Raw genomic sequence first — 20,081 nt, 5'->3', positions numbered from 1 at the left:
CCGGATCCACCGCGGGTGCTGCTCTAGTCTGGCCGGGACGGTGCCCGGCCCCCGTAGGCGGACCCACCAAACCGATTTATTGACAATGAATTTCGACTAGAGAGGGTGCGTGTGATGCATGAAGGTGGATGCCTGTGCGGGCTTCTTCGATACCGCGCCGACGGTGAGCCCGATTGGCCACATGTCTGTTCGTGTCAGAATTGCCAGAGGCTATCGGGTGCCCCGGTGATGACCTGGGTGGACTTCCCGGCCGACGGATTCGAGTGGATCGGTCCCGGCGGGGAACCGACCTGGTTCGAGACCTTCCCCGGCATCTGCCGCGGATTCTGTCCGAAATGCGGATCCAGCGTGGCCTCCAAAGGCGATGCGCCCGGCACGGTCGGGGTCACGATCACAAGTCTCGACGACAGCGCCGGACTGGTCCCGGTACACCAGTCGTTCAAGAACAACGCGGTGCCGTGGCTGCCGGTCATCGAGACCGTCGACGCCGAACCCTGACCTGCACCGACCACACGGCCGGCTGTGCCGGGCAACGCTGCCCGGCACAACCCGCCGTGATCACATGACCGTAGTCCTATAGAGAAGACGCTGGTGGCGGGTGCGATCACAGGGCGAGGCGGTGTGCATCGTGGCCCGGTTGTCCCAGACCACCAGATCTCCCACCGCCCACCGATGCGAATACACGTACCGCTCGGCGGTGGCGTGGGCGTGCAGCTGTTCGAGCAGGCCGGTCGACTCGGATTCGCCGAGACCGACGATATTGCGGATGATCAACTCGCCCAGAAGCAGCGACCGGCGCCCGGTGCGCGGATGCCGACGCACAAGCGGATGCACCACATCCGGCACCTGCGCCCGCTGAGCGTCGGTCAACGGAACTTTCGCAGGGTTGTCAGCTGCCTGGCGCTCGAACAGATGCACCATCGAGTGCACCGCGCTGAGCCCGTCGACCCGGGCCCGCAGCCCAGCGGGTAGATCGTCGTAGGCCGTGGTCGTATCCGCGAACCGGGTTTCCCCACCGGACTCCGGGGCGATCACCGAATACAGCAGCGACACCGAACTCATCGCCGGCCGGAACGACAAATCGGTGTGCCACTCCTGTTCGTTGTCACCGTCGTACAAGCCGATGGGCACCCCGTTGCGATGAATATTGCTGATCGTAACGATTTGGGCGAACCCCGGCACCGCGTACTGATCTTGCACATGTATTTCCGGCTCTCCGAACAATCGACTCACCCGGATATGGTCTTCGTGCGACAACGACTGACCCCGGATCACCAGGACCCTGTATTTCAGAAGATCCCCCACGAGGGAAGCCGAAACCGATTCCTCCAACGGGCGGGACAGATCGACACCGAAAATCCGGGCACCGAATGTGGATGTCAACGAGTCGATATGATAGCGACGCACCGAGAAATTCTAGCAAGAAACCCGGAACCAAGTGCGCGACTGAGCAACTGGGCAAGCCTGCGCAGGGTTCGAATCGAACCCATCCGGGCGGCGGTCCGTTTGCGACTTGGGGAATAGGGATATCATTTGCAGTATGACTCAGTCGATTCCGCTGAAAGAGTCCGCGATGAACCGTGCGCGGGTCGAATCACTGGCCGGTGACCTGTCACGGGTCGCGGCCGGATTCGATGCCGATGGGTTCATCGCGACCGTGATGGACCGACTTCCCCGCCTGGAACTCAAGTCTCGAATCGCTTGTGTTGCAGATGCTTTAGCATCCTATCTGCCCACCGATGTCGGCGCGGCGACAAAGATCCTGATCGCTGCGTTGCCCCCGCACGACGATGCGACCTTCACCGGTAGCGATTTCGGCCTCTACACCTACGCCCCGTACTCCGACTGGATCGCCCGCTACGGCTGTACCCGTGAAAACCTCGATACTTCACTCGATGCCTTGAAGGAAATGACCAAGCACTTCACCGCCGAAGACGCGCTGCGCTATTTTCTCAACGCCTATCCGGACGAGACGATGAAAGCGGTCTCGCAATGGAGTCGGGACCCCGACTATCACGTCCGCCGCCTGGTCAGCGAAGGAACACGGCCTAAACTGCCGTGGTCGTCGCGAATCACGCTGCCCATCGACGCCGCAATTCCGGTTTTGGACGAACTATTCGCCGACAGTTCCCGGTTTGTCACCCAATCGGTCGCCAATCACCTCAACGACATCACCACTATCGATCCTGAACTGGCATTGGCCACACTGGGCCGGTGGCGCGCGGCGAACCGGCAGCGCCCGAAAGAAATGGAATTCCTCATCCGGCAATCGCTGCGCACACTCATCAAAAAGGGGCACCCGGGCGCGTTCGAATTCCTCGGGCTCTCGACCACCCCGCTAGTCGAGGTCATCACCCTGCGCCTGGACGCAACAGAAGTGGCCATCGGAGACGGCCTCGGCATCGACTGCACCTTGCGGGCCACCGGCACCACCACCGAACACCTCGTCATCGACTACGTCCTGGCCTACCCGCGGGCCCGCGGCAGCCACGCTGAGGCCGTATTCAAAGGCACCACGCTCACGCTGGCACCCGGTGAATCCCGCACCGTGTCGAGGACTCAGCCGCTGCGGTCAACGTCGGGCCGCAAGCTTGGTCCCGGCACCGGACGGCTGCATATCCAGGTCAACGGCCGCCGCGTCGCCGAGGCCGCATTCGAACTGCTGCCCTCCCGGTGACGGCACCACCGTGCTCGCGCGGACCAACGGCAAAGTGGAACAGCGGAACGCGCCCGGAATCCGAGTGACCTCGGAATAATCCAGCGGGATGACCTCGATCCCCCGGGCATCGAGCTGCGCGGCGATCCGCTCGCTGCGCTCGGCGACAACCACCACCCCCGGCGCCAGCGCCAGCGCGTTCACCTCCACCGCCGCGGCCTCGGCGCCGGTCACCGGGATCAGATCGAAATGTGCGGCGAACCACCGCATCTGTGCATCGCCGAATACCCCGGGATTCACCAACGCCACCTGCGGGGCGACGATATTGAAATGGTCGTCGAGGTGCACGATGCCACCGCACGCGAACTCGATCGGCCGGATGGTGCGGTCGAGCCCGAGCCGGGTGAGCTGGTAGCGCAGCGCATCGACCCCGGCCGGCGAAGTCTCTTCGCTGAGGCCGACCAGCACCAGCCTGTCGTGCAACATCACATCACCGCCCTCGATCGTGCCCGCATCGAGGTAGGCGACCCTCTCGATTCGCTCCGCCAGGTGCCGTGCTCCCGCGAACTCGGCTTGCCGTCGCCGCGAATTCAACCGGGACACCACGAACGCATCGTCGATGACGAACCCGATGTCCCGGGTGTAGTGCTGGCCGTAGGAGGCCGGAGCCTGGTCGGCGAATAGTACTTCCACACCGCGACGGCGCAGAAGATCGATGAAGTGGGCCTGCTGCGCGCGCACCCGGCCAGGCGAATACGTCCGCCAGCAGCTGGTCTCGCGCTGACGAGCCAGAACCGGATCGAGCGACCCGGAAAGGTCCAGCGTGACCGGCCCGGCATACCGCATGATCACCGACCGCAACTCCCCGAACTCACTGTCCACCCCGACCCGCCTCACCTGAACTCCGGTCACTGTCCCGCTCTCGAATCCGTCGCACGCCGATGTCTGTTCCGCCCGCGCCATGCTGGAGGTCCGACGAAGGCGGCACCTTTCCCATGTGATGCCACCCGGCCAGTGGGCGAGGAAGCAGGACAACTCGCATAGGTTCCAGTAGCTGAGACCGCTGGGCTGCTGGCTGCCGGGCAACTCCTTGGAACCGGGACAGCAGTCGCGATGCTGGCAGCACTGGACTAGCCACACGCTGTCATTCGGTCTGCCCGGTGGCGGGCCGTGTGCATCGGCTAGGTTTCGCCCCCTGTACTGGCCGGACCAAAACGGTTGCCTCCGCGCTACACGGCGCCCCACTGTAATGCAGCCCCGGAGTGCCGCTCGAATGCGATGCAGTTGTCTTCGCGGTCGTCGATAAGGAGTGCGTCGGCGAAGGAGAGGCCCGCCCTCCTCAGCCATGGACCGAAGAACGTTTGCGAGTTCTCGGATTTCAGCACACCGAGTTCGCTGGAACTGAGAATGTCGTCGAACACCGATACGACACCCGAAAGCACTTCTGGGTCTGTACCTGCACTGACACGACCATTCTGGATGTCTCGGAACGTCGTGGTGAACGTATCGATGTTGTCTGTGGCCAGGACTATCGTTGCGAAAGCCCGAGCATGGCGAAGCGTCTGTAGCAGTGGCTGGTCGACGGGCATCCGGGCGATATCCTCAACGAGACGAGCCAGGAGTTCGTCGACGTCAAGGTGTGTGTGCCTGTCGGCGAGCGCGCGGAGAATATCGTGTGAGGTGTGTAGCCCACGCATCCAGTCGCGTCCGTTTCGGTTTCCTGCGGTGAACAACCGGTCCAGTTCGCCGGCGAGGATCGCGTGTAGCGGGTTGTTGCTGTCGTCGGTGATGCTGTGCCAGTAGGGTTTCTGGCACAGCACCCCGTGCCAATCACAAAAGATGACGCGTGGCCGGTTCGGGCCCTGCACGAGGCGGTCGATCAGCGCGAACCGCGGGGTTGTCGCGGTCACCGTGCAACGTGGTAGCGCCGAGCTGCGGTTGCGCGGTCGAAACGGTCGAGGGTGAGCAGTCCGTCGTGGATTCGGTGATCGCTGAGGTGTCGGGCAACGATTTGGTGTAGCAGGTCGTCGCCGTATTCGGACAGGTGTACGCCGTCGCTCCAGATACTGGGTTCTCCCCGAGTTGGGGCGGTCGGGGTGGTGGGTGACCAGCCGAAGCAGGTGGCGGTGTAGGTGATGTCGTCCCAGAGGTCGATGTACTGCGCGTGGTGATCGTCGGCAGCGCGGCGAGCCCGCTGGTTGTATTCGAGCAGGTCGCGGTTCGCGGCGGCTACGTCGATGGCCGGGTCCCAGCCGATCGGAGGTTCGCCGATCACAACGATGCGGCGGGTGGCCTCTGACAGAAGCGCCAGGGCGGTGCGGATATTGGTGTCGTACTCGTCGATCCCGACCGCTTCGCTCATCCGGCCTTGGTGGTGGCGCCAGATGTCATTGATGCCGACACCGAGGAATGCGAGATCCCAGCGGCCGCCGCCGTGGACGGCAGTGTTGACGTTGACCAGGACGTCTCGGCTGGTCGCGCCTCCTTCGCCCCGGTTGTCGGTGGTGATGGTGATCCATGGGTAGCTCGACTGCCAGCGGGTGGTCAGGGCGTGAACGTAGCCGCGGTGGCGCCATTCGGTGACCTCGATCTGCTCCCCGACGGCAGGCAGATCGGCTTGAGTCGACAGGCGGGGGTGATGGGCTTCGTAATGCTCCATCAGCGACGTGCCGAACCAGCCGATGTGTAGTTGTCGGCGGGGGTGTCTTGGGTCGAGCGGGCCGGGGTGGCGATCTTTGACCTGGGCCGGCACGCCGAGGGCGGTGCTGTTCGGTGGTATCGAGGTGGTGACGACGGCGTTGGCGCCGATGAGAGCGTTTTGGCCGATGGTGACCCCGGCGGTGATCGTGGCTTTGTTCGAGATGATCGCGCCGGGTTCGATGGTGATGGGTGCGGCGTCGAAGCCGCTGGCCCACGGGGTGATCGGCTGGTCGGTGGTGAGGGTGTCGTGGGTGCGGGGGCGGTGGTTGTGGTCGTGGATGTCGACCATGTTGGAGATGCCGACGCCCCGGCCGATGCGGATGTGGGTCATGGCGGAGAGGACGACGTTCTCGCCGATCGCGGTGTCGTCGTCGATGATGATGTGCCCGCCGGTGTTGGCTTGCAGGGTGGTGCCGCGGCGGATGCTGACCCGGTCGCCGAGGGTGATCGTGGCGTCGGGGTCGATGACGAACTCGACGTCGTCGGCGAGGTCGCAGCCGGTGCCGATGCGCACCGCGTCGCCGTGGCGGGCGTGGATCCGGTCGATGAGGAGGGCGCTGGTGTCGGTCACGCTGGTCATGATCCTGTCCTGGTCGTCGGCTGGTGCTATCGGGTGGTGTTCTGGGGCGGGATGGTGAGGTAGTCGCCGATCACGAGGGCGTCCAGGCCCAACCGGGCGCCGCTGCGCAGTGCATCGGCCGGTGATTCGACGATCGGTTCGCCGGGGACGTTGAAGCTGGTGTTCAGCACGACGCCGATACCGGTCTCGGCTTCGAACGCGTGCAGCAGTCGCGCATAGGTGGGCTGGTTGTCCGGGGTGACTCGCTGTGGGCGCAGGGTGCCGTCGGCGTGGACGACACCGGGGATGTGTTGCTGTGCTTGGGGTGTGGCGTCGTGGGCGACGATCATGAATTCTGCCGGTCCGTCCGGTGTAGTCGTCCACGGGGCCAGGTCGAGCATGCTCGGTGCGAGTGGGCGCCACAGTTCACGGCGTTTGATGTCGCGGTTGATGCGGTCGCGCAGTGCGGTGGTGCGGGGATCGGCGAGGATACTGCGGGCACCGAGCGCGCGGGGTCCGGCCTCGGCGCGGCCCTGGTGCCAGCCGATGACCCTTCCGTCGGCCAGCAAGCGGGCGGCGGCGGCCGCGATATCGGGTGGGGTGGTGTAGTTCGCGCCAACGGCGTGCAAGGCGGTCTCGATGGCGTGGTTGTCGTAGGCGGGGCCCAGCAGTGCATGGGTTTGGTGCGGGCCGGGCATTGTGTATTCGCCGCGGCGGTGTGCGAGTTCGAGTGCGGCGCCGAGCGCGCAGCCGGCGTCACCGGCCGCTGGTTGCACGAACAGGGAGGTGATCTCGGGGGTGCGGGCGAGGATTCCGTTGGTGGTGCAGTTGAGCGCGACGCCGCCGGCCAGGCACACCGCGCTTGCCCCGGTCTCCTTCACCGCAGTGGTCACCACGCTGATCAGGCACTGTTGCAGCAGCAGTTGCACGGAGGCCGCGAGGTCGGCGGCGATGCCGCGGTGCGTGTCGTATCCTGCTGATGGTTGAGCGGGAACTCCGGCGTCGGTGAACGCTTTGCTGTAGGTGCGGTGCAGGTTGCGGTAGTAGGAGAAGTCGCTGTAGCGGGCGGTCTGGTCGATGCTGGGCGCGAGTCCATAGCCGGTGAGATCAAGGTGGTAGCCGCCGCGGGTGGGGCGCAGGAAGTCCAGATCGATGGCCGGTCGGCCGTAGGCGGCCAAGCCCATCAGCTTGCCGGCGTTCGTCCAGTCTCCGAGCCCGGCGTGGGTGGTCGCGGCTTGGTAGAACCAGCCCAGCGACTGGGTGAAAGGAATCTCGTGCACGGTGTGCAGTCCGGTGCGGGTGCCGTGGTGGATGCTGGTGGCTACCCCGTCCCCGGAGCCGTCGGCAACGACTACGGCGGCGTCGGTGACACCGGCCGGATAGAAGGCGCTCGCGGCGTGGGCTCGGTGGTGGCCGATGACGGTCAGCTGCCGTGGTCCGCCCGCGTGGTGTGCATGGGGGCCGATGAGTTCGGCGATCACGTCCTCGTCGGTGAGGTACTCACAGCGGTTGGGCCAGTGTGGGTTCCATGCGACAGCGACTTCATCGATATCGCTCCACCCGATGCCGGCCTGGTGCAGGCACCACGCGGCCGCGGCCGCGGCTGAGCGGGAGTGGCGGTGGTGCTTGATCCGGGAGAAGCGTTCCTCCTCGGCGAACGCGATGACGTGGCCATCGGCGACGAGGCAGGCGGAGGCGTCGTGGTGGTAGGGGCCGCCGAGCCCGAGTACGAATCCCATCCGGTCACCCCTCTCGCACGGATCGGGCTGGGAACGGGGCCAGTGAGTTACGGACGGCGGCGTGGACGGCATCGACGGTGATGGTGTCCATACAGCCACCGGCCCCGCCGCAGGTGACCTGATGTGCGCACGGCGAGCACGCCAGGGATGACCGCAGCACGGTGACGGTGTCAGCGTGTTTGGGGACGACTTCGGCGCCATTGCTCGGGCCCAGCAGCAGCACCACGGGCAGGTCGTGGGCGAGGGCGAGATGGAAACCCAGAGAATCGCCGGTGACCATCACCTCGCAGAAGTCGGGGACCGCGGCGAACTCTTCGAGGGTCATCAGGTCGTGGCGGACGCGGCCGACACCGGTGTCCAGCGCGCGCAGCAGTTGATGGCAGACGCGGGCGTCTCCGGGGCCGCCGGTGATGACGAGGCGGTTTCCGTCGTCGAGGAGCCTCTGCCCGAGGTCGATCCAGCACCCGGGCGGCCAGAGTTTGGTGGTTTTGGAGCCGCCGACGTTGAGGCAGATCCAGCCGCCGCTCAGCCCCAGCCGTGACATCACCTGTGACCGGGCTCGGTCGGGGACCTTTAGTTGGTAGGGCTCACCGGTGTAGGTGTATCCGGCGACCTCGAAATACAGTTCGGTCCAGGTTTTCTGGTTGCCGCGGGTGCGGTAGTCATTCCAGGTATTCATGGCGAAGAAATGCCGTGCTGGCGTGCCGATCGGGTAGAGGCTGTTGTGCGGGCCTCCGTAGGCGAGTCCTGCGCGATGGTCGGCCCGGATTCGAGGCACCAGACCTGCGGCGGCCGGATGCCGCTCGAAAGAGTAGATCGCATCGTAGCTTTCGGCGAGCAGGGTCTCGGCGGTGTCGGCGTCCCAGATCAAGACCCGGTCGACATGCGGGATCATCTCCACGATGGGCGCGGAGTCAGCGCCGACAACCCAGGTGATGTGCGCGCCGGGGTGTTCGGCCTTGAGCCGAGCCGGAAGCGGGGAGGCGATGAGCATGTCGCCCATCCGTTTGAGCATCACGATCAAGATCCGGCGGGTCACCGGATCGTAGAGGTCGCAGCCCGGGCAGGCCCGCCAGTGCCGACACGGCAGGCCACCGACGAAGTGGCGGCATTCCGGTCGCCAGGTGAACTCGTTCGTGGTCAACGGCAGATCACTAGTAGTCACGATGTCCTAGTCCTCGATTCGGCGCGCCAACCGCGGCGCTGCGCCAGCTCGTCGGAAACCAGATGCTCGGCGGCGGGGCGGTATCGGTCGCGTAGCGCGGTGACCGCGGGCGCGACGGTGGCGGTCGATTCACGGTGAATCAGTACGCGGGCCGTGAGCGCGGCGATGTCGTCCATCCCGCTCTGGTCGAAGCCCAGGAAGGTGGCCTCCTGCACCCCCAGACGCAGCCCGGGGGCGGGCAGGTACGGGATATCGATGGCGTTCACCACCATCCCGGCCTCGTATAGCAGCCGTGCGGCGGTCGCCGCCGGACAGACCGGGGCGATGTCGACCCACACTTGATGCGAGCCGGTGCCGCCGCGCTCGGCCGCGCACACGGTGAACCCCGCGCCGGTGAGCGCGGCGGCCAAACGGCGGGCGTTGGCCACGACATGCGCGGCGTAGGCGGGGGCTTTCTCGCTCATCCAGGTCGCCGAGATCGCCAACGCGACCACATCGGCGGGGTGATGATGCGAGATCCAGCCCGCGGCATGGAGGTCGATTTCCCCTGCCAGCTGTGGGTCGTTCGTCGCGAGAACGCCTTTGCCGACGGGGCCGGGCCAGGTTTTGTGGACACTGCCGCCGAGACTGTCGGCGCCCTCGGCCAGCGGCTGTTGGAATCGGCCGCCGGCGATCAATCCGAGGGTATGGGAGCCGTCGTAATGGATGCGGGCGTGTTCTCCCACTGCGGCGCGGATCGCGGCCAGATCGTGTGGGAACAGGGCCATGAACGAATCGAGATAGATCAGCATTGGCCCGCTGAGGCAGCGGGCGCGCCGTGCGAGTACCTCCGCATCGACACCCCAACTGTGGGGGTCGACCGGTAGTGGCTGCCAGTGCAGACCGAACCGGCGCGCCACGAATGGTGTGGAGCCGTGCCCGCCATCGGCCTCGGCCAGGCTGAACACGGTGCCCGCCGAACCGGACAGCGCGGAGACCGCCACGGTCATGGCGGAAAGCCCTGACACCGGTTTGAGGTTGACGAACCGAGCACCCAGCAGCGTGCCGATACAAGCTTGGGCATGTGCTTCCAGGTCGGCGAGCACGTCGCGGCCCGGCCACGCCCAGTGTGTGTCCGCGCTGGTGCCGAAGCAGTATCGGGTCAACGCGTCGGTGACATAGGGGGTCAGTGCCTGATCAGGCATCCCATTCTCACTGGCGACCAAATGCAGCCGCTGGCTCGACTGCGCGTCGAACCGCGCCAGGTGGCCGACGATATCGGTGATGTTCACCGGCTCACCGCCGTCACGGTGGCATGTACCGGACCGGCGGGGGTGCGCACCGGCTGGAACCGGGCCACGCGCGGCCGCTGCGGCGCAGCCAATGTGATGCGATGCCCGGCGAATGCCGCCGCCGCCATCAACAGGGTACTGGCTTCGGCGAACCCGCGGCCTGCGCAGGCATGCGCGCCGCGCCCGAACGCCAGGAGCCCGCCGGCGCGGCGTGCCCCGGCCGGGCCGCAGAAGCGTTGCGGGTCGAATGTGTGAGGGTCAGTGAACAGCTCGGGCAACTGGTGAGTGGCCGGAGCGCTGTAGGCCACATGCCATCCGACAGGGACGGTGTAGCCGCCGATTCGCGTATCGGTGACGGCGTGGCGGGTGGCGACGGTATTGGGGGTGTGCAGGCGCGTACATTCGGTCAGCACCCGCCGTAGCAAGGGCGCACCCCCGCGGTCAATGACCTGCACGGGATCGGTGAGGACCGCGTGGGCTTCGCCGCGCACGGCGTCGGCGAGCTGGTCGTCGAGGGCGCATTCGATCAGTAGCCAGGTGATCAGGCTCGCCGTGGTCTCCCGGGCCGCGATCAGCAGCGCCAACAGATGATCGACCATCGCCGGGCCGGGCGCCTGGTGGGAGGCGAGCAGCGTGGACAGCACCGACGGCGGTGCAGCCTCGGTGACGTGCACAAGGTGGGTGCGCAGTAGTTCGCGTAGCTCAGTGGCCGCGTCGACAGCGGCCGCGAAGATCTCATCATCACTGTCGTCCGGGGGTAGTTCGGCGCCGGCAACGAACAGGTCGAACAGTTCCGGTACTCGCTTCGCGACAGCGTCGTCAGCAGCGAGACCGAGGATCGCCGCGAGACATAGGTCCATGGTGTAGTCGCGTGCGGCCTGATCCAGCGCCACCACCGACCGGGCCGTCCAGCCGGTGGCATGCTGGTGCGCGATCTGGGCCACGGTCGGCAGGTAGCTTGCGACCGCGTCGTGGCGTAGCCCTGTCGACAACCAGGTGCGGGCGGCGGTGTGTTCGCGGCCGCGCAGGGTGAATACCGCGCGCTGGAACAAGGTGTGCACCACGTCGGTGTTGTGGATCTCCACCGCGCCCTCGCGTTCTCGGGCGAACATCTCGGCCACTGCGGCCGAGCTGAGGCAATACACGGTCGGCGCACCGTCGGCGGGTTCGATAGCGAAGACGTCGCCGAGCCGGCGCCGCTGCGTGGTGAGGAATCCGGGCAGATTTGGTGGCGGGTGCCCAGCCACGATCGGTGGCAGGTTCATGCGATCGCCTCGCAGGCATCCATCGTGGCCGCGGTACGGGCGAGGATGTGGTCGTGGTCGAGGGCGACCGGTTGGATCGGCTCCCGGCACCGGCACGCGGCCGGCAGATCGACGAGGTCACCGCTGATGCTGTAGGAGACCAGCCCGTCCACGATCGGATTCGCGCAGCGTTCGCACGAGTCCGGGTAGATCGAGTCGAAGTCGGTGCCGCGCATGTTGATGCACGCCACCCGCACCGCCGCCTTGGTGTGCGCACCGCGGACCGCGTCCACGACCGACCACAGGTTCGGCGCGTGGTAGTGGCCGCGCTGATACAGCCACCACGCGACAGTGTTCGGCGCCAGCCGAGTCGGGCACACCGTCACCCCGTCCACGCCCCGCGATGCGACATACGCGGTCGAGTCGATCACATCGGTCACCGCTTCGGCCTCAGTGAGAAACGGCGGGCCGACCATCAGATACACCTTGGGAATCACAGTGTGCGCCTGCATCAACGCCACCGCCGCCTCGAACGATTCACGGGTCACGCGGGTGTTGACCAGAGTTTCGCGCACCAGCCGGTCCGCCGACTGCAACCCGATCCCCACCTCCAATTGCACGTCGCCGAGCGCATCGACGAACGGCTCCAACGTGTCGGTGGTAACGAACTGCGGCAAGCTCTCGACGACCAGGCGGCGCACGCCGGTGGCCGCGACCCGTCGCGCGATATCGATCTGCACGTCGGCGGGGACTTCGCGGCGGGCGAAGAACGAGCCGTCGTTGTAGAGGGCGAGCACGTCGTAGTCCGGTTCGTCGTCGCTGCGGTGCAGCAGCGTAGCGACCTGATCACGCAAACCGTTGGGATTCGCGGCGTGCAGACCGAAGTTGTTGTAGTTGGTGAACGGGCACATCGTGCAGGTGGGCACGCTGCATCCGCCCGACATCAGAATCGCTTTCTTGCGGCCGTGGGTGGTGCCGTCGGCGTCGCGGATGGTGTCGTAGCCGACATAGCGCGGCTTCTGGAGATGCTCGACGACGGTCACCTCCCGCAACGACCGCGACAACGCGGTGATTCGGTGGCGCAGGGCTTTCTCGGTCGCGAGGACTTCGGTGACAGACATGGGGTGATGACCTCCGATCACAGGGATTTCACGAGCTCACCGGCCGCAGCCGCACAGTCGCGGCGGGCCAGGTCGAACAATCGCCGGGCATAGGCGCGGATCGTGTCCACGCTCACCGGTTCGAGACCGGGCAGGGCCTTGGCCAGGTGGTGCATATCGGCGCACGTCCAGTACTGGTAACGGTCACGAACCGGGTTCGGCACGCCCACCATCGGCACGGGAGCACCCGCCCATTCGGTGCACCAGCCCAGCAGCGTCTCGAACCGCACCGGGATCCCGGAGCCCAGGTTGTAGACACCGGACACGCGCGGGGTGTCCAGCAACCGAATCAGCGTCGACACCAGCACCTGCACCGGCAGGTAATCCCGGGCAGCAGTGAGGGTGTCGTCGAACAACCGCACGGGCGCACCGGCCGCCGCGGCGGTCACGATCTGCCACAGGATCGACGCCATCGGTCCTTTGGTGTGTTCACCAGGGCCGTAGATATTGGTGTAGCGCAGCCCGACGTAGTCCAAGCCGAGCACAACCGCGCGGCGGCGCATGGCGCGGTCGGCCGCGAGTTTGGACCGCGCGTAGAAGTTCAGCGGCCCGGAGCAGCGCGCTGGGTCTTCGGCATCGGCTTCGCGTACCGCCACCCCATACGGAACCCGCCCGTACACGCTGCCCGAGGAGGCATACACCAGCCGCGTCCCGGACGCGGCGCATGCCCGCGAAATCCGCAACGGCACCGTGGAGTTCGCCCACCGCAACCGGTGGTCATTCGCAGCACCGGTATCGGTGACCGCCGCCTGGTGCACGACCACCGCGAACTCTCCCCGCGCGATCCGGTCCAGCAGTGCCGGGTCCGCGGCATCAGCGGTGATCGACTCCCACTGCGTGAACTGCCGCGTCGGCACCTGGTCGACGCCGGTCACCCCCCATCCGGCGGCGTGTAAGCCAGCTGCGGTGTGCGCGCCGATGAACCCGGAGGAACCGGTCACCAGTACCGTGCGGCCGGTCATGACAGCACCGCCCGACGATCGGCGGCGCGTTCGATCAATTCCGTCGTGGAGACCCCGGCCAGGTAAGGGCCCAGGACCACCTGACCACCGTGGCGTTCAACCACCTCGGCTTCGGGCATCCGGCCATGAGCATAATCACCACCTTTGACCCACACCGTCGGCCGCAACCCCTCCAGCACCGGGGCGGGGGTGTCGTCGTCGAACACCATGACCGCGTCCACGCAGCGCAGCGCAGCCAGCAGTGCCGCGCGCTGGGCGGCGGGGACCAACGGACGGGACTGGCCCTTCAACCGCCGCACCGACGCGTCGCTGTTGACCAGCACAATCAAGCAGTCACCCATCGCCCGCGCGGATTCCAGCAGCTGGCGGTGCCCGTCGTGCAGCACATCGAACACCCCGCCGGTCGCGACCACCGTGCCGCCGACCGCACGCACCCGGGCCGCCACCGTCACCGCGTCCTGGCCGCCGCCGGGCTGAAGAGGAGGCGGTGGAGTACCAGGGCGGTACCCGGCCACGTACTCCGCTGCCGAAACGACGGCCTTCTGCGCTGCCACCGCCGGGACCTGGCTGTCGACCAGCTCGTGGAGCAGCGCCACCGCGAACCGGTCACCGGCTCCGCAACTGTCACCTTGTTCGCTGCGAGGCGCGGGGAACACCTGTGGGGGGTCGGAGGCGTCTCCGACCAGAACCGCGCCGTCGGCTCCGCGGGTGATCACGGCATACCCGCATCCCCACCGATCCCGCAGACTGCGTGCCCGGCGGACAACGCTATCCAGATCGTGTACAGCACAACGATCGCCGTCGAGGATGGCGGCCTCATCCTGGTTGGGCACGACTACGCTCACCCGCTCGACCGGCTCGGCGCCATGGCGGTGTGGATCCCACACCACCGGAATCCGCCGGGCCACCGCCGACAACAGCGCCCGCAGTCGCGGCTGCGCAGCGACACCGCGCCCGTAGTCGGACACCAGCACACCGTCGGCCTCGGCCAACGCATCAGCCACTTCCGGTAGCGGATCACCCACCGCGGCAGGCGCACCAGAATCGTCCACCATCAGCAAAGTTTGCCCGCGCGCCCGCAACCGCATCTTCACCGCGGTCGGTCCTGCCGAGCCCAAATCGATCACTGACACTCCGGCCGCTTCGAGATCCGCACGAACCCGGCGGCCCGGGTCGTCATCGCCGACAGCGGTCACCAGAGTGACCGCGCACCTGTCGGCCGCGGCGAGCGTCGCTGCCAAACCCGCTCCACCTGGGCGCCATCGGCGGTGCACAGGGCCCAGGACCGGGACAGGCGCCTCCGGCGATACGCGCGTGACCTCGCCGTTCCAGTCGCAGTCGGCGAGCACATCACCGACCACCACCAAATGCCGGACCGGCTCCGGCGAACACGGGCTTTCGGCGCCCGGTGGCGCCTCGACTAGACCGGCATCGGGGGCGGACAGGCTGGCGTCGATGACCGCACACATCTGATGCGCGAGCACCAGGTGAGCTTCCTGGATCGTCGAGGTCGCCGCCGCGTCGACGGACACGGTCTCATCGCAAATCCTGCTCAACACGCTGCCGACCGGCCCGGTCAGCGCGTAGGTGAGCATCCCCCGCGCATCCGCCTCACGCACCGCAGCCACCACGTTCGCGCTGGCCCCCGACGTCGACAGGGCCACCAGCACATCACCCTCACGGCCGTGCGCACGGACCTGCCGAGCGAACACCTCCTCGAATCCGTAATCGTTGCCGATCGCGGTTACCACCGCCGCATCAGGTGTCAAGGCCAGCGCCGCCAACGGGTTGCGCTCACATTCGAACCGGCCCACCAGCTCCGCGGCCAGATGCTGTGCCTGCGCCGCGGAGCCACCGTTACCGGCCACCAGCACCCGGCCACCCCGGCGGAACCGGTCCGCGATCATCCGACCCCACGCATCGATCCGTTCCAGATCGGTCGACGCCAACGCCGCAGCCAGCGCTGCGACGCGGTCATTACCCGTCCCGTTGCCCATATCGGGTTCCCCCGCTCGATCATTCACCAGTGAATCTCCCCTGCCATTCGGTTGTTCGGTGCCTCGACTCGGTGGACGCGAGGCCGATTCCTGTCAGAAGTCATCGCGATCGCGTGGTGGCTCCGGTACCTACCGCTCTGGAACTCGCACCGCCTCTTGCACCGGCGACGACAGGCCCGGCTGTTCGTGGATGCGGCCACCCCGGCGCCGACGTACGACGCGCCGGCGTCACACGCTTCAGCTTCGGTTCGGATCTGTCCATCGGGAACTGCCCTGCCACTGAACCTCGCCGCCCTTGCGCCGAACTTCGGTGCCAGGCGACTCCCATCACACCGTGCGGCGGTGAAACACTGGCCGCATGGAACTCAACGGTGTGCCGGTCACGCTCGCCGACCTCGCTCCATTGGGGCTGGTCAACTTCGGTCACTTCACCTCGATGCGAGTCGAAGACCGCGCTGTCCGAGGACTGACGCTGCACCTGGATCGGCTGACCCGGGACTGTCGCGCAGTGTTCGACACCGATCTGGACGCAGAACGCGTCCGCGAACTCGTCCGCCATGCACTGCGCGACACCGAGCGGCCTGCCGTCGTGCGGGTTAGTGTCTACGACCCCGCGATCCAGATGGGCCGGCCCGGCGCTGCCGCCGAGCCACACATCCTGGTCACCATGCGCGCGGCGTCCTCGACACCGCCGCCCCCGCTGCGACTGCAATCGGCGGTCTACGCCCGCGACCTGCCCAAAGTCAAACACCTCGGACTTTTCGGCGCGATGCACCACCGCGCCAGCGCGCAACGCGCCGGCTACGACGATGTCGTATTCAGCGAACCCGACGGCACGATCACCGAAATCGCCACCAGCAATATCGGATTCATCACCACCGCCGGACAGCTGGTCTGGCCGCACGCTGACGTCCTGGTCGGCACCACCATGCGACTGATCAACCAAGCCCGCGACGAAGACGTCGTCACCGACCGCATCACGCTGTCCCAGCTCGACCGGTTTACCGGCGTCGTAGCGACCAACGCTGCTGTCGGTGTGCGGCCCGTATCCGGCCTCGACAACCACCGTTGGCCCGCCGAGCACGAACTGATCGACACATTGCGCAAAGAATACGAATCTATTCCGCCCCAGCGACTCTGACCGAAAAAGTGTCGCCCGCGTCGATAGGCTGAACTCCGACCACACGGGAAAAGGACACTGCACGCCATGATCAGCCTGGTTCGGCCCTGGACAGGAGCCGACGTCCGTGCCATGCGCGAGGCGCGGCGCATGAGCATCAGGGAGTTCGCTGCACACCTCGGCGTCCACGAGCGCTTGGTCTCGAAATGGGAAGCGGGAGGCACGCGAGTCACACCACGACCTGTCAACCAAGCTGCGCTTGACACCTCGCTGGCCAGACTCGATGCCGCTGAACGAATACGGTTCACCGGCTCGGTCGCACCCGAGGCAATCGGTGAAGCCCACGACACCGATGTAGTAGTGCAACCTGCATATATCCGTCACCCTGGCGACGGAAAGCTCGTGACCTGGATACCCGAAGGGGTCTTCCTCTCGGGCCCCCAGGACCAGCCGGAGTGGCTGGCCGGCTTCTACATCGACACCTATCCGGTCAGCAACACCGACTACTCGCGCTTTGTCTCCGCCACCGGCCACCGGCCACCACAACACTGGCCAGACCACCGGCCACCGCCCGAGATCGCCGACCACCCCGTCGTATGGGTCAGCCACGACGACGCCGAAGCCTACGCACACTGGGCAGGCAAACAGCTCCCCACCAGCCTGCAATGGGAAAAAGCCGCACGCGGCACCGGCGGAGCCACCTGGCCCTGGGGCAACCAGCCGACACCGGCAAAATGCAACTGCCGCGGATCGGGACCCGGCACCACCACACCGGTCGACCGCTACAAATCCGGCGCTTCCCCCTACGGCGTCTACGACCTGTGCGGCAACGTCTGGGAATGGCTCGCAACAGAAACCACGCCAGATCGCTACGAACTCAAGGGATCGGCCTTCACCTCGCCATTCGACCGTGCACAACCAGCAGCATTCAACGACGCCTCCCGGACCATGCGCGACAACGACACCGGGTTCCGCTGTACCACGCTGATCATGCCCGAGAAACGCTGAGTTGTTGACGGATCGCCGCAGCGTGTTTCTCGACCGCGCTGTGCTTCGATTGGGTGATACATGCCAGATCGGCATGGCGCCGGACATGTAGACGACCGTGGTTCGGTCGGCCTTGATAACGTCAACGGAATCGGTCACAACTGTCATATCCAGAGCTCCTCGCAAGGCAATCGGCGGGCAGGAAGGCAGCCGTCGCCGATCTCGGCGGCGTCGGCAGTGGGTGCGTGGCTGTCGGCCCACTTCTCGAGGAAGTTGCGGGCCGCGGTCAGGCACGCACGGAAGTGGAAGTCGACCTCGCGCCACTTGATCCGGATATGGGTGTCCGGCTCGTGCGGCCTCGGTGAAAGCTCGGGGTCCATCAGCGCTCGCCACTTCTCACCCAGTCCGCGGCCGGCGAGACCGGCCTCAACTGGGTGGCGGCCTCTTTCAGCGCGTGGACTACTGCGGGCAACTCCGGGAGCGCCGAAGCGGTGGTGGGTTCGATTGCCCAGCGTCGGGTCCGTGCATGCTCATCGGCGGGTGACGGAAGCAGCGCGAGCTGTCCTCCGGCAATGACATTGAGATGTACCAGGCGGCTGTTGTAGTCGTGCTGGGCTGGGGCGGGAGCAGTGAGAAATGTGAGGCGGTCGCTTCGTTGGTGCTCGACGACCGGGCCCAGTTGCGCGCGGACCGCCAGTGTGTCGAACGCGGTCCGGGCCAGCAGGCGCGGCGCGGTCACCGAATCAACGCCATCGGACAGGGACACAACGATCAGATCGGTTCCCGGCGCGACATTCGCCGGAATCCTCATCTGGCGGTAACGCGCACACCGGTCGACTGCTCTTTCACCGCCGCCGCGATATCTGATCAGCGCAGTGTGTGGACTCGCGAGCTGCATGCTCTCACCCCTGACTCATCGAGCTGGGCGGTCCAGTGGTGGTTGTCGCGCAGCGCATTTCGCTGTCTCCGGCACCCCTGCCCCATCACTGAAACCGTGTCGTACGACCCAGAGTAAAGTAGGACAGAACAGAATGGAACTGTTTCAAAAGAATCTGTTCGTTTCAGTACCGACCGGTTTGATTGAGGCTCATATGAGACAGCGGCGTTTGCTACCGTTGGGTGAAATGTTTAATTTGGGTGACACATTTCCGAGGGAAGTGGAGGCGTCCGGATGGCACTCGAGCAGGTCAGCGCGGATTTTCTGCGTCGCTACATCGGCCGGCAGCTCACCCGTCTGCGGGAGAACGCCAGAACGCCGGAGGGCAAGCATCCGACGCAGACACAAGCCGCCCAGGCCTTCGGAGTTGGACGGTCGACGATGATCCGCATGGAGGAGGGCGTGGACGGCGTCAAGTTCCCGGAACCGAACGTCAAAGCCCTGCTCGACTACTACGGCGCGTCCGCCACCGACCGTGACCTGATCCTGAGCTTGACCGCCGAAACGCGCGAGCGGCGCAACGGTCGCGCCTGGTGGCACGACTACACCGAGCCGTCGCTGCCGACATGGTTCAGCCAGTACGTGATGCTCGAGGACTCAGCGGTGTCGATCCGCCAGTATGAATCCGAACTGATCCCCGGCCTCCTGCAGATCCAGGAGTATGCCGAGATCCTGGCCCGCACACCTGCGGGTTATGTCAGCGAGGAGCGGGTATCGGACCTGGTCCGGGTACGGATGGACCGCCAGGCGCTACTGGATCGAGACGACGAAAACGCGCCGCCGCCGCGCCTGGAGGTGATCATCGGCGAGGCCGCGATCCGGCGACCGTTCGCCGATCCCGAGATCATCGGCCGCCAACTGCAGCACCTGCTCGATGTCGGTGCCCGCCGCAGGATCTCGGTCAGGATCCTGCCGGCCACTGTCGGAGTCCACGGCGGGATGGTGTCCAACCCGTTCTCGCTGCTGGAGTTCCCCGAGGGCAAGAACGGGGAGCCGATGGAGCAACCTCTGGCCTATATGGACACGCTCACCGGCAGCCTCTACATGTCCAAGCCCGAGGAAGTCGCCGCATACGAACTTGTCTGGCGTGATTTGAAAAAGAACGCCCTGAACACAACTGAATCGCAAGAGCTCATCAGATCGGCAATGGAAGGACTCTCCCGATGAACACCGACCACGACAGCGCGACCTGGCGCAAGTCGTCCTTCAGTGGCAACAGCGGAAATTGTGTCGAGGTCGGGCGCTACCCCAATGGCACCATTGGCATCCGAGACACCAAACAGAACGGCCGCGGCCCCGTGCTGCACCTGTCCGCCGGCGAGTTCGCCGCCTTCTTGAGCGGAGTGAAAGACGGTGAATTCGGCTAGCTCCCGGCCGGGCACCCGCGAGTACGGGTAGCCTGGTCACCACGATCGGCTATACCCCCTGGCCGATCGCCTGCGCGGCTGCCATCCCCCTGGAGCCTGCGCCGGTGGGGGGGGGGGGGGGAGAACTCCAGAGAAGCCAACACACCCTCCCATCGGGGTGTTCCCCTCGGTTGTTCCTCGCCGCTGGTGCAAAAAGGAGGAGGGGGGGTCAAAGGAA

At 66.2% G+C, this 20,081-nt stretch carries 19 protein-coding genes and 2 pseudogenes; 6 read left to right on the top strand and 15 right to left on the bottom strand.

Annotated elements, in window-relative coordinates; genetic code table 11:
• The first annotated feature begins 114 nt into the window (after positions 1-114).
• On the top strand, positions 115-498 hold the full coding sequence (locus ACFWPH_RS27910) for a GFA family protein (RefSeq protein WP_378755121.1): 384 nt from the start codon (positions 115-117) through the stop codon (positions 496-498).
• 60 nt (positions 499-558) lie between these two features.
• On the opposite strand, the gene ACFWPH_RS27905 is transcribed toward ACFWPH_RS27910, so the two are convergent.
• On the bottom strand, positions 559-1,407 hold the full coding sequence (locus tag ACFWPH_RS27905; RefSeq protein ID WP_378755120.1) for a TauD/TfdA dioxygenase family protein: 849 nt from the start codon (positions 1,405-1,407) through the stop codon (positions 559-561).
• Positions 1,408-1,540: 133 nt separating this feature from the next.
• Here ACFWPH_RS27905 and ACFWPH_RS27900 point away from each other — a divergent pair, with 133 nt between their 5' ends.
• Positions 1,541-2,677: a hypothetical protein gene (locus tag ACFWPH_RS27900; RefSeq protein WP_378755119.1), complete on the top strand. Its 1,137-nt coding sequence runs from the start codon at positions 1,541-1,543 to the stop codon at positions 2,675-2,677.
• Here ACFWPH_RS27900 and ACFWPH_RS27895 read toward each other — a convergent pair.
• From ACFWPH_RS27895 to ACFWPH_RS27840, 12 genes and pseudogenes are all read right to left on the bottom strand, one after another.
• The gene (locus tag ACFWPH_RS27895; RefSeq protein WP_378755118.1) at positions 2,573-3,553 is read right to left on the bottom strand and encodes a dimethylarginine dimethylaminohydrolase family protein; all 981 of its coding nucleotides are present in this window, start codon (positions 3,551-3,553) and stop codon (positions 2,573-2,575) included. The genes ACFWPH_RS27900 and ACFWPH_RS27895 overlap by 105 nt on opposite strands.
• A gap of 332 nt (positions 3,554-3,885) precedes the next feature.
• Positions 3,886-4,566, bottom strand: coding sequence for a hypothetical protein (locus tag ACFWPH_RS27890; RefSeq protein ID WP_378755117.1), 681 nt, complete (start codon positions 4,564-4,566; stop codon positions 3,886-3,888).
• Positions 4,563-5,936 carry a GDSL-type esterase/lipase family protein gene (locus tag ACFWPH_RS27885; protein ID WP_378755116.1) on the bottom strand — a complete coding sequence of 458 codons (1,374 nt, stop codon included), beginning with the start codon at positions 5,934-5,936 and terminating at the stop codon, positions 4,563-4,565. The genes ACFWPH_RS27890 and ACFWPH_RS27885 overlap by 4 nt, the downstream gene beginning before the upstream one ends.
• A gap of 26 nt (positions 5,937-5,962) precedes the next feature.
• Positions 5,963-7,654 carry a carbamoyltransferase gene (locus ACFWPH_RS27880; protein ID WP_378755115.1) on the bottom strand — a complete coding sequence of 564 codons (1,692 nt, stop codon included), beginning with the start codon at positions 7,652-7,654 and terminating at the stop codon, positions 5,963-5,965.
• 4 nt (positions 7,655-7,658) lie between these two features.
• Positions 7,659-8,819: a glycosyltransferase family 9 protein gene (locus tag ACFWPH_RS27875; protein WP_378755114.1), complete on the bottom strand. Its 1,161-nt coding sequence runs from the start codon at positions 8,817-8,819 to the stop codon at positions 7,659-7,661.
• Positions 8,816-10,090 carry a hypothetical protein gene (locus ACFWPH_RS27870; RefSeq protein WP_378755113.1) on the bottom strand — a complete coding sequence of 425 codons (1,275 nt, stop codon included), beginning with the start codon at positions 10,088-10,090 and terminating at the stop codon, positions 8,816-8,818. Before ACFWPH_RS27870 ends, ACFWPH_RS27875 begins: the two co-directional genes overlap by 4 nt.
• The gene (locus ACFWPH_RS27865) at positions 10,087-11,355 is read right to left on the bottom strand and encodes a cytochrome P450 (protein WP_378755111.1); all 1,269 of its coding nucleotides are present in this window, start codon (positions 11,353-11,355) and stop codon (positions 10,087-10,089) included. The genes ACFWPH_RS27870 and ACFWPH_RS27865 overlap by 4 nt, the downstream gene beginning before the upstream one ends.
• Positions 11,352-12,455 carry a hypothetical protein gene (locus ACFWPH_RS27860; RefSeq protein WP_378755109.1) on the bottom strand — a complete coding sequence of 368 codons (1,104 nt, stop codon included), beginning with the start codon at positions 12,453-12,455 and terminating at the stop codon, positions 11,352-11,354. Before ACFWPH_RS27860 ends, ACFWPH_RS27865 begins: the two co-directional genes overlap by 4 nt.
• Positions 12,456-12,472: 17 nt before the next feature.
• Complete coding sequence (locus tag ACFWPH_RS27855; protein ID WP_378755108.1) at positions 12,473-13,456, bottom strand: NAD-dependent epimerase/dehydratase family protein; 984 nt, start codon at positions 13,454-13,456, stop codon at positions 12,473-12,475.
• A complete protein-coding gene (locus ACFWPH_RS27850) occupies positions 13,453-13,869 on the bottom strand; it encodes an adenylyltransferase/cytidyltransferase family protein (RefSeq protein ID WP_378755301.1) in 417 nt (138 codons plus the stop codon). Before ACFWPH_RS27850 ends, ACFWPH_RS27855 begins: the two co-directional genes overlap by 4 nt.
• A 108-nt stretch (positions 13,870-13,977) precedes the next feature.
• Positions 13,978-14,814 (bottom strand): annotated as a pseudogene (locus ACFWPH_RS27845) (bifunctional heptose 7-phosphate kinase/heptose 1-phosphate adenyltransferase); the annotation flags it as partial.
• A gap of 69 nt (positions 14,815-14,883) precedes the next feature.
• Positions 14,884-15,453 (bottom strand): annotated as a pseudogene (locus ACFWPH_RS27840) (SIS domain-containing protein); the annotation flags it as partial.
• A gap of 358 nt (positions 15,454-15,811) precedes the next feature.
• Between ACFWPH_RS27840 and ACFWPH_RS27835 the strand changes: the two are divergent.
• Together ACFWPH_RS27835 and ACFWPH_RS27830 are read left to right on the top strand one after the other, a co-directional pair.
• Positions 15,812-16,594: an aminotransferase class IV family protein gene (locus ACFWPH_RS27835; RefSeq protein ID WP_378755107.1), complete on the top strand. Its 783-nt coding sequence runs from the start codon at positions 15,812-15,814 to the stop codon at positions 16,592-16,594.
• Positions 16,595-16,660: 66 nt separating this feature from the next.
• Positions 16,661-17,581, top strand: coding sequence for an SUMF1/EgtB/PvdO family nonheme iron enzyme (locus ACFWPH_RS27830; protein ID WP_378755106.1), 921 nt, complete (start codon positions 16,661-16,663; stop codon positions 17,579-17,581).
• A 143-nt stretch (positions 17,582-17,724) separates the two neighbouring features.
• On the opposite strand, the gene ACFWPH_RS27825 is transcribed toward ACFWPH_RS27830, so the two are convergent.
• Together ACFWPH_RS27825 and ACFWPH_RS27820 are read right to left on the bottom strand one after the other, a co-directional pair.
• On the bottom strand, positions 17,725-17,940 hold the full coding sequence (locus ACFWPH_RS27825; RefSeq protein WP_033247422.1) for a hypothetical protein: 216 nt from the start codon (positions 17,938-17,940) through the stop codon (positions 17,725-17,727).
• On the bottom strand, positions 17,940-18,299 hold the full coding sequence (locus ACFWPH_RS27820; protein ID WP_378755104.1) for a hypothetical protein: 360 nt from the start codon (positions 18,297-18,299) through the stop codon (positions 17,940-17,942). Before ACFWPH_RS27820 ends, ACFWPH_RS27825 begins: the two co-directional genes overlap by 1 nt.
• Before the next feature lie 432 nt (positions 18,300-18,731).
• On the opposite strand from ACFWPH_RS27820, the gene ACFWPH_RS27815 reads away from it, so the two are divergent.
• Both ACFWPH_RS27815 and ACFWPH_RS27810 read left to right on the top strand, forming a co-directional pair.
• Positions 18,732-19,664, top strand: a complete 933-nt coding sequence (locus ACFWPH_RS27815; protein WP_378755103.1) for a helix-turn-helix domain-containing protein — start codon at positions 18,732-18,734, stop codon at positions 19,662-19,664.
• The gene (locus ACFWPH_RS27810; protein WP_378755102.1) at positions 19,661-19,864 is read left to right on the top strand and encodes a DUF397 domain-containing protein; all 204 of its coding nucleotides are present in this window, start codon (positions 19,661-19,663) and stop codon (positions 19,862-19,864) included. The genes ACFWPH_RS27815 and ACFWPH_RS27810 overlap by 4 nt, the downstream gene beginning before the upstream one ends.
• Positions 19,865-20,081 lie beyond the last annotated feature (217 nt).

The sequence above is a fragment of the Nocardia sp. NPDC058499 genome, assembly GCF_042719915.1.
Lineage (GTDB): Bacteria > Actinomycetota > Actinomycetes > Mycobacteriales > Mycobacteriaceae > Nocardia.
The sequence above is the reverse complement of the archived record's forward strand: the minus strand, read 5'-3'. Positions and strand labels throughout refer to the sequence as shown.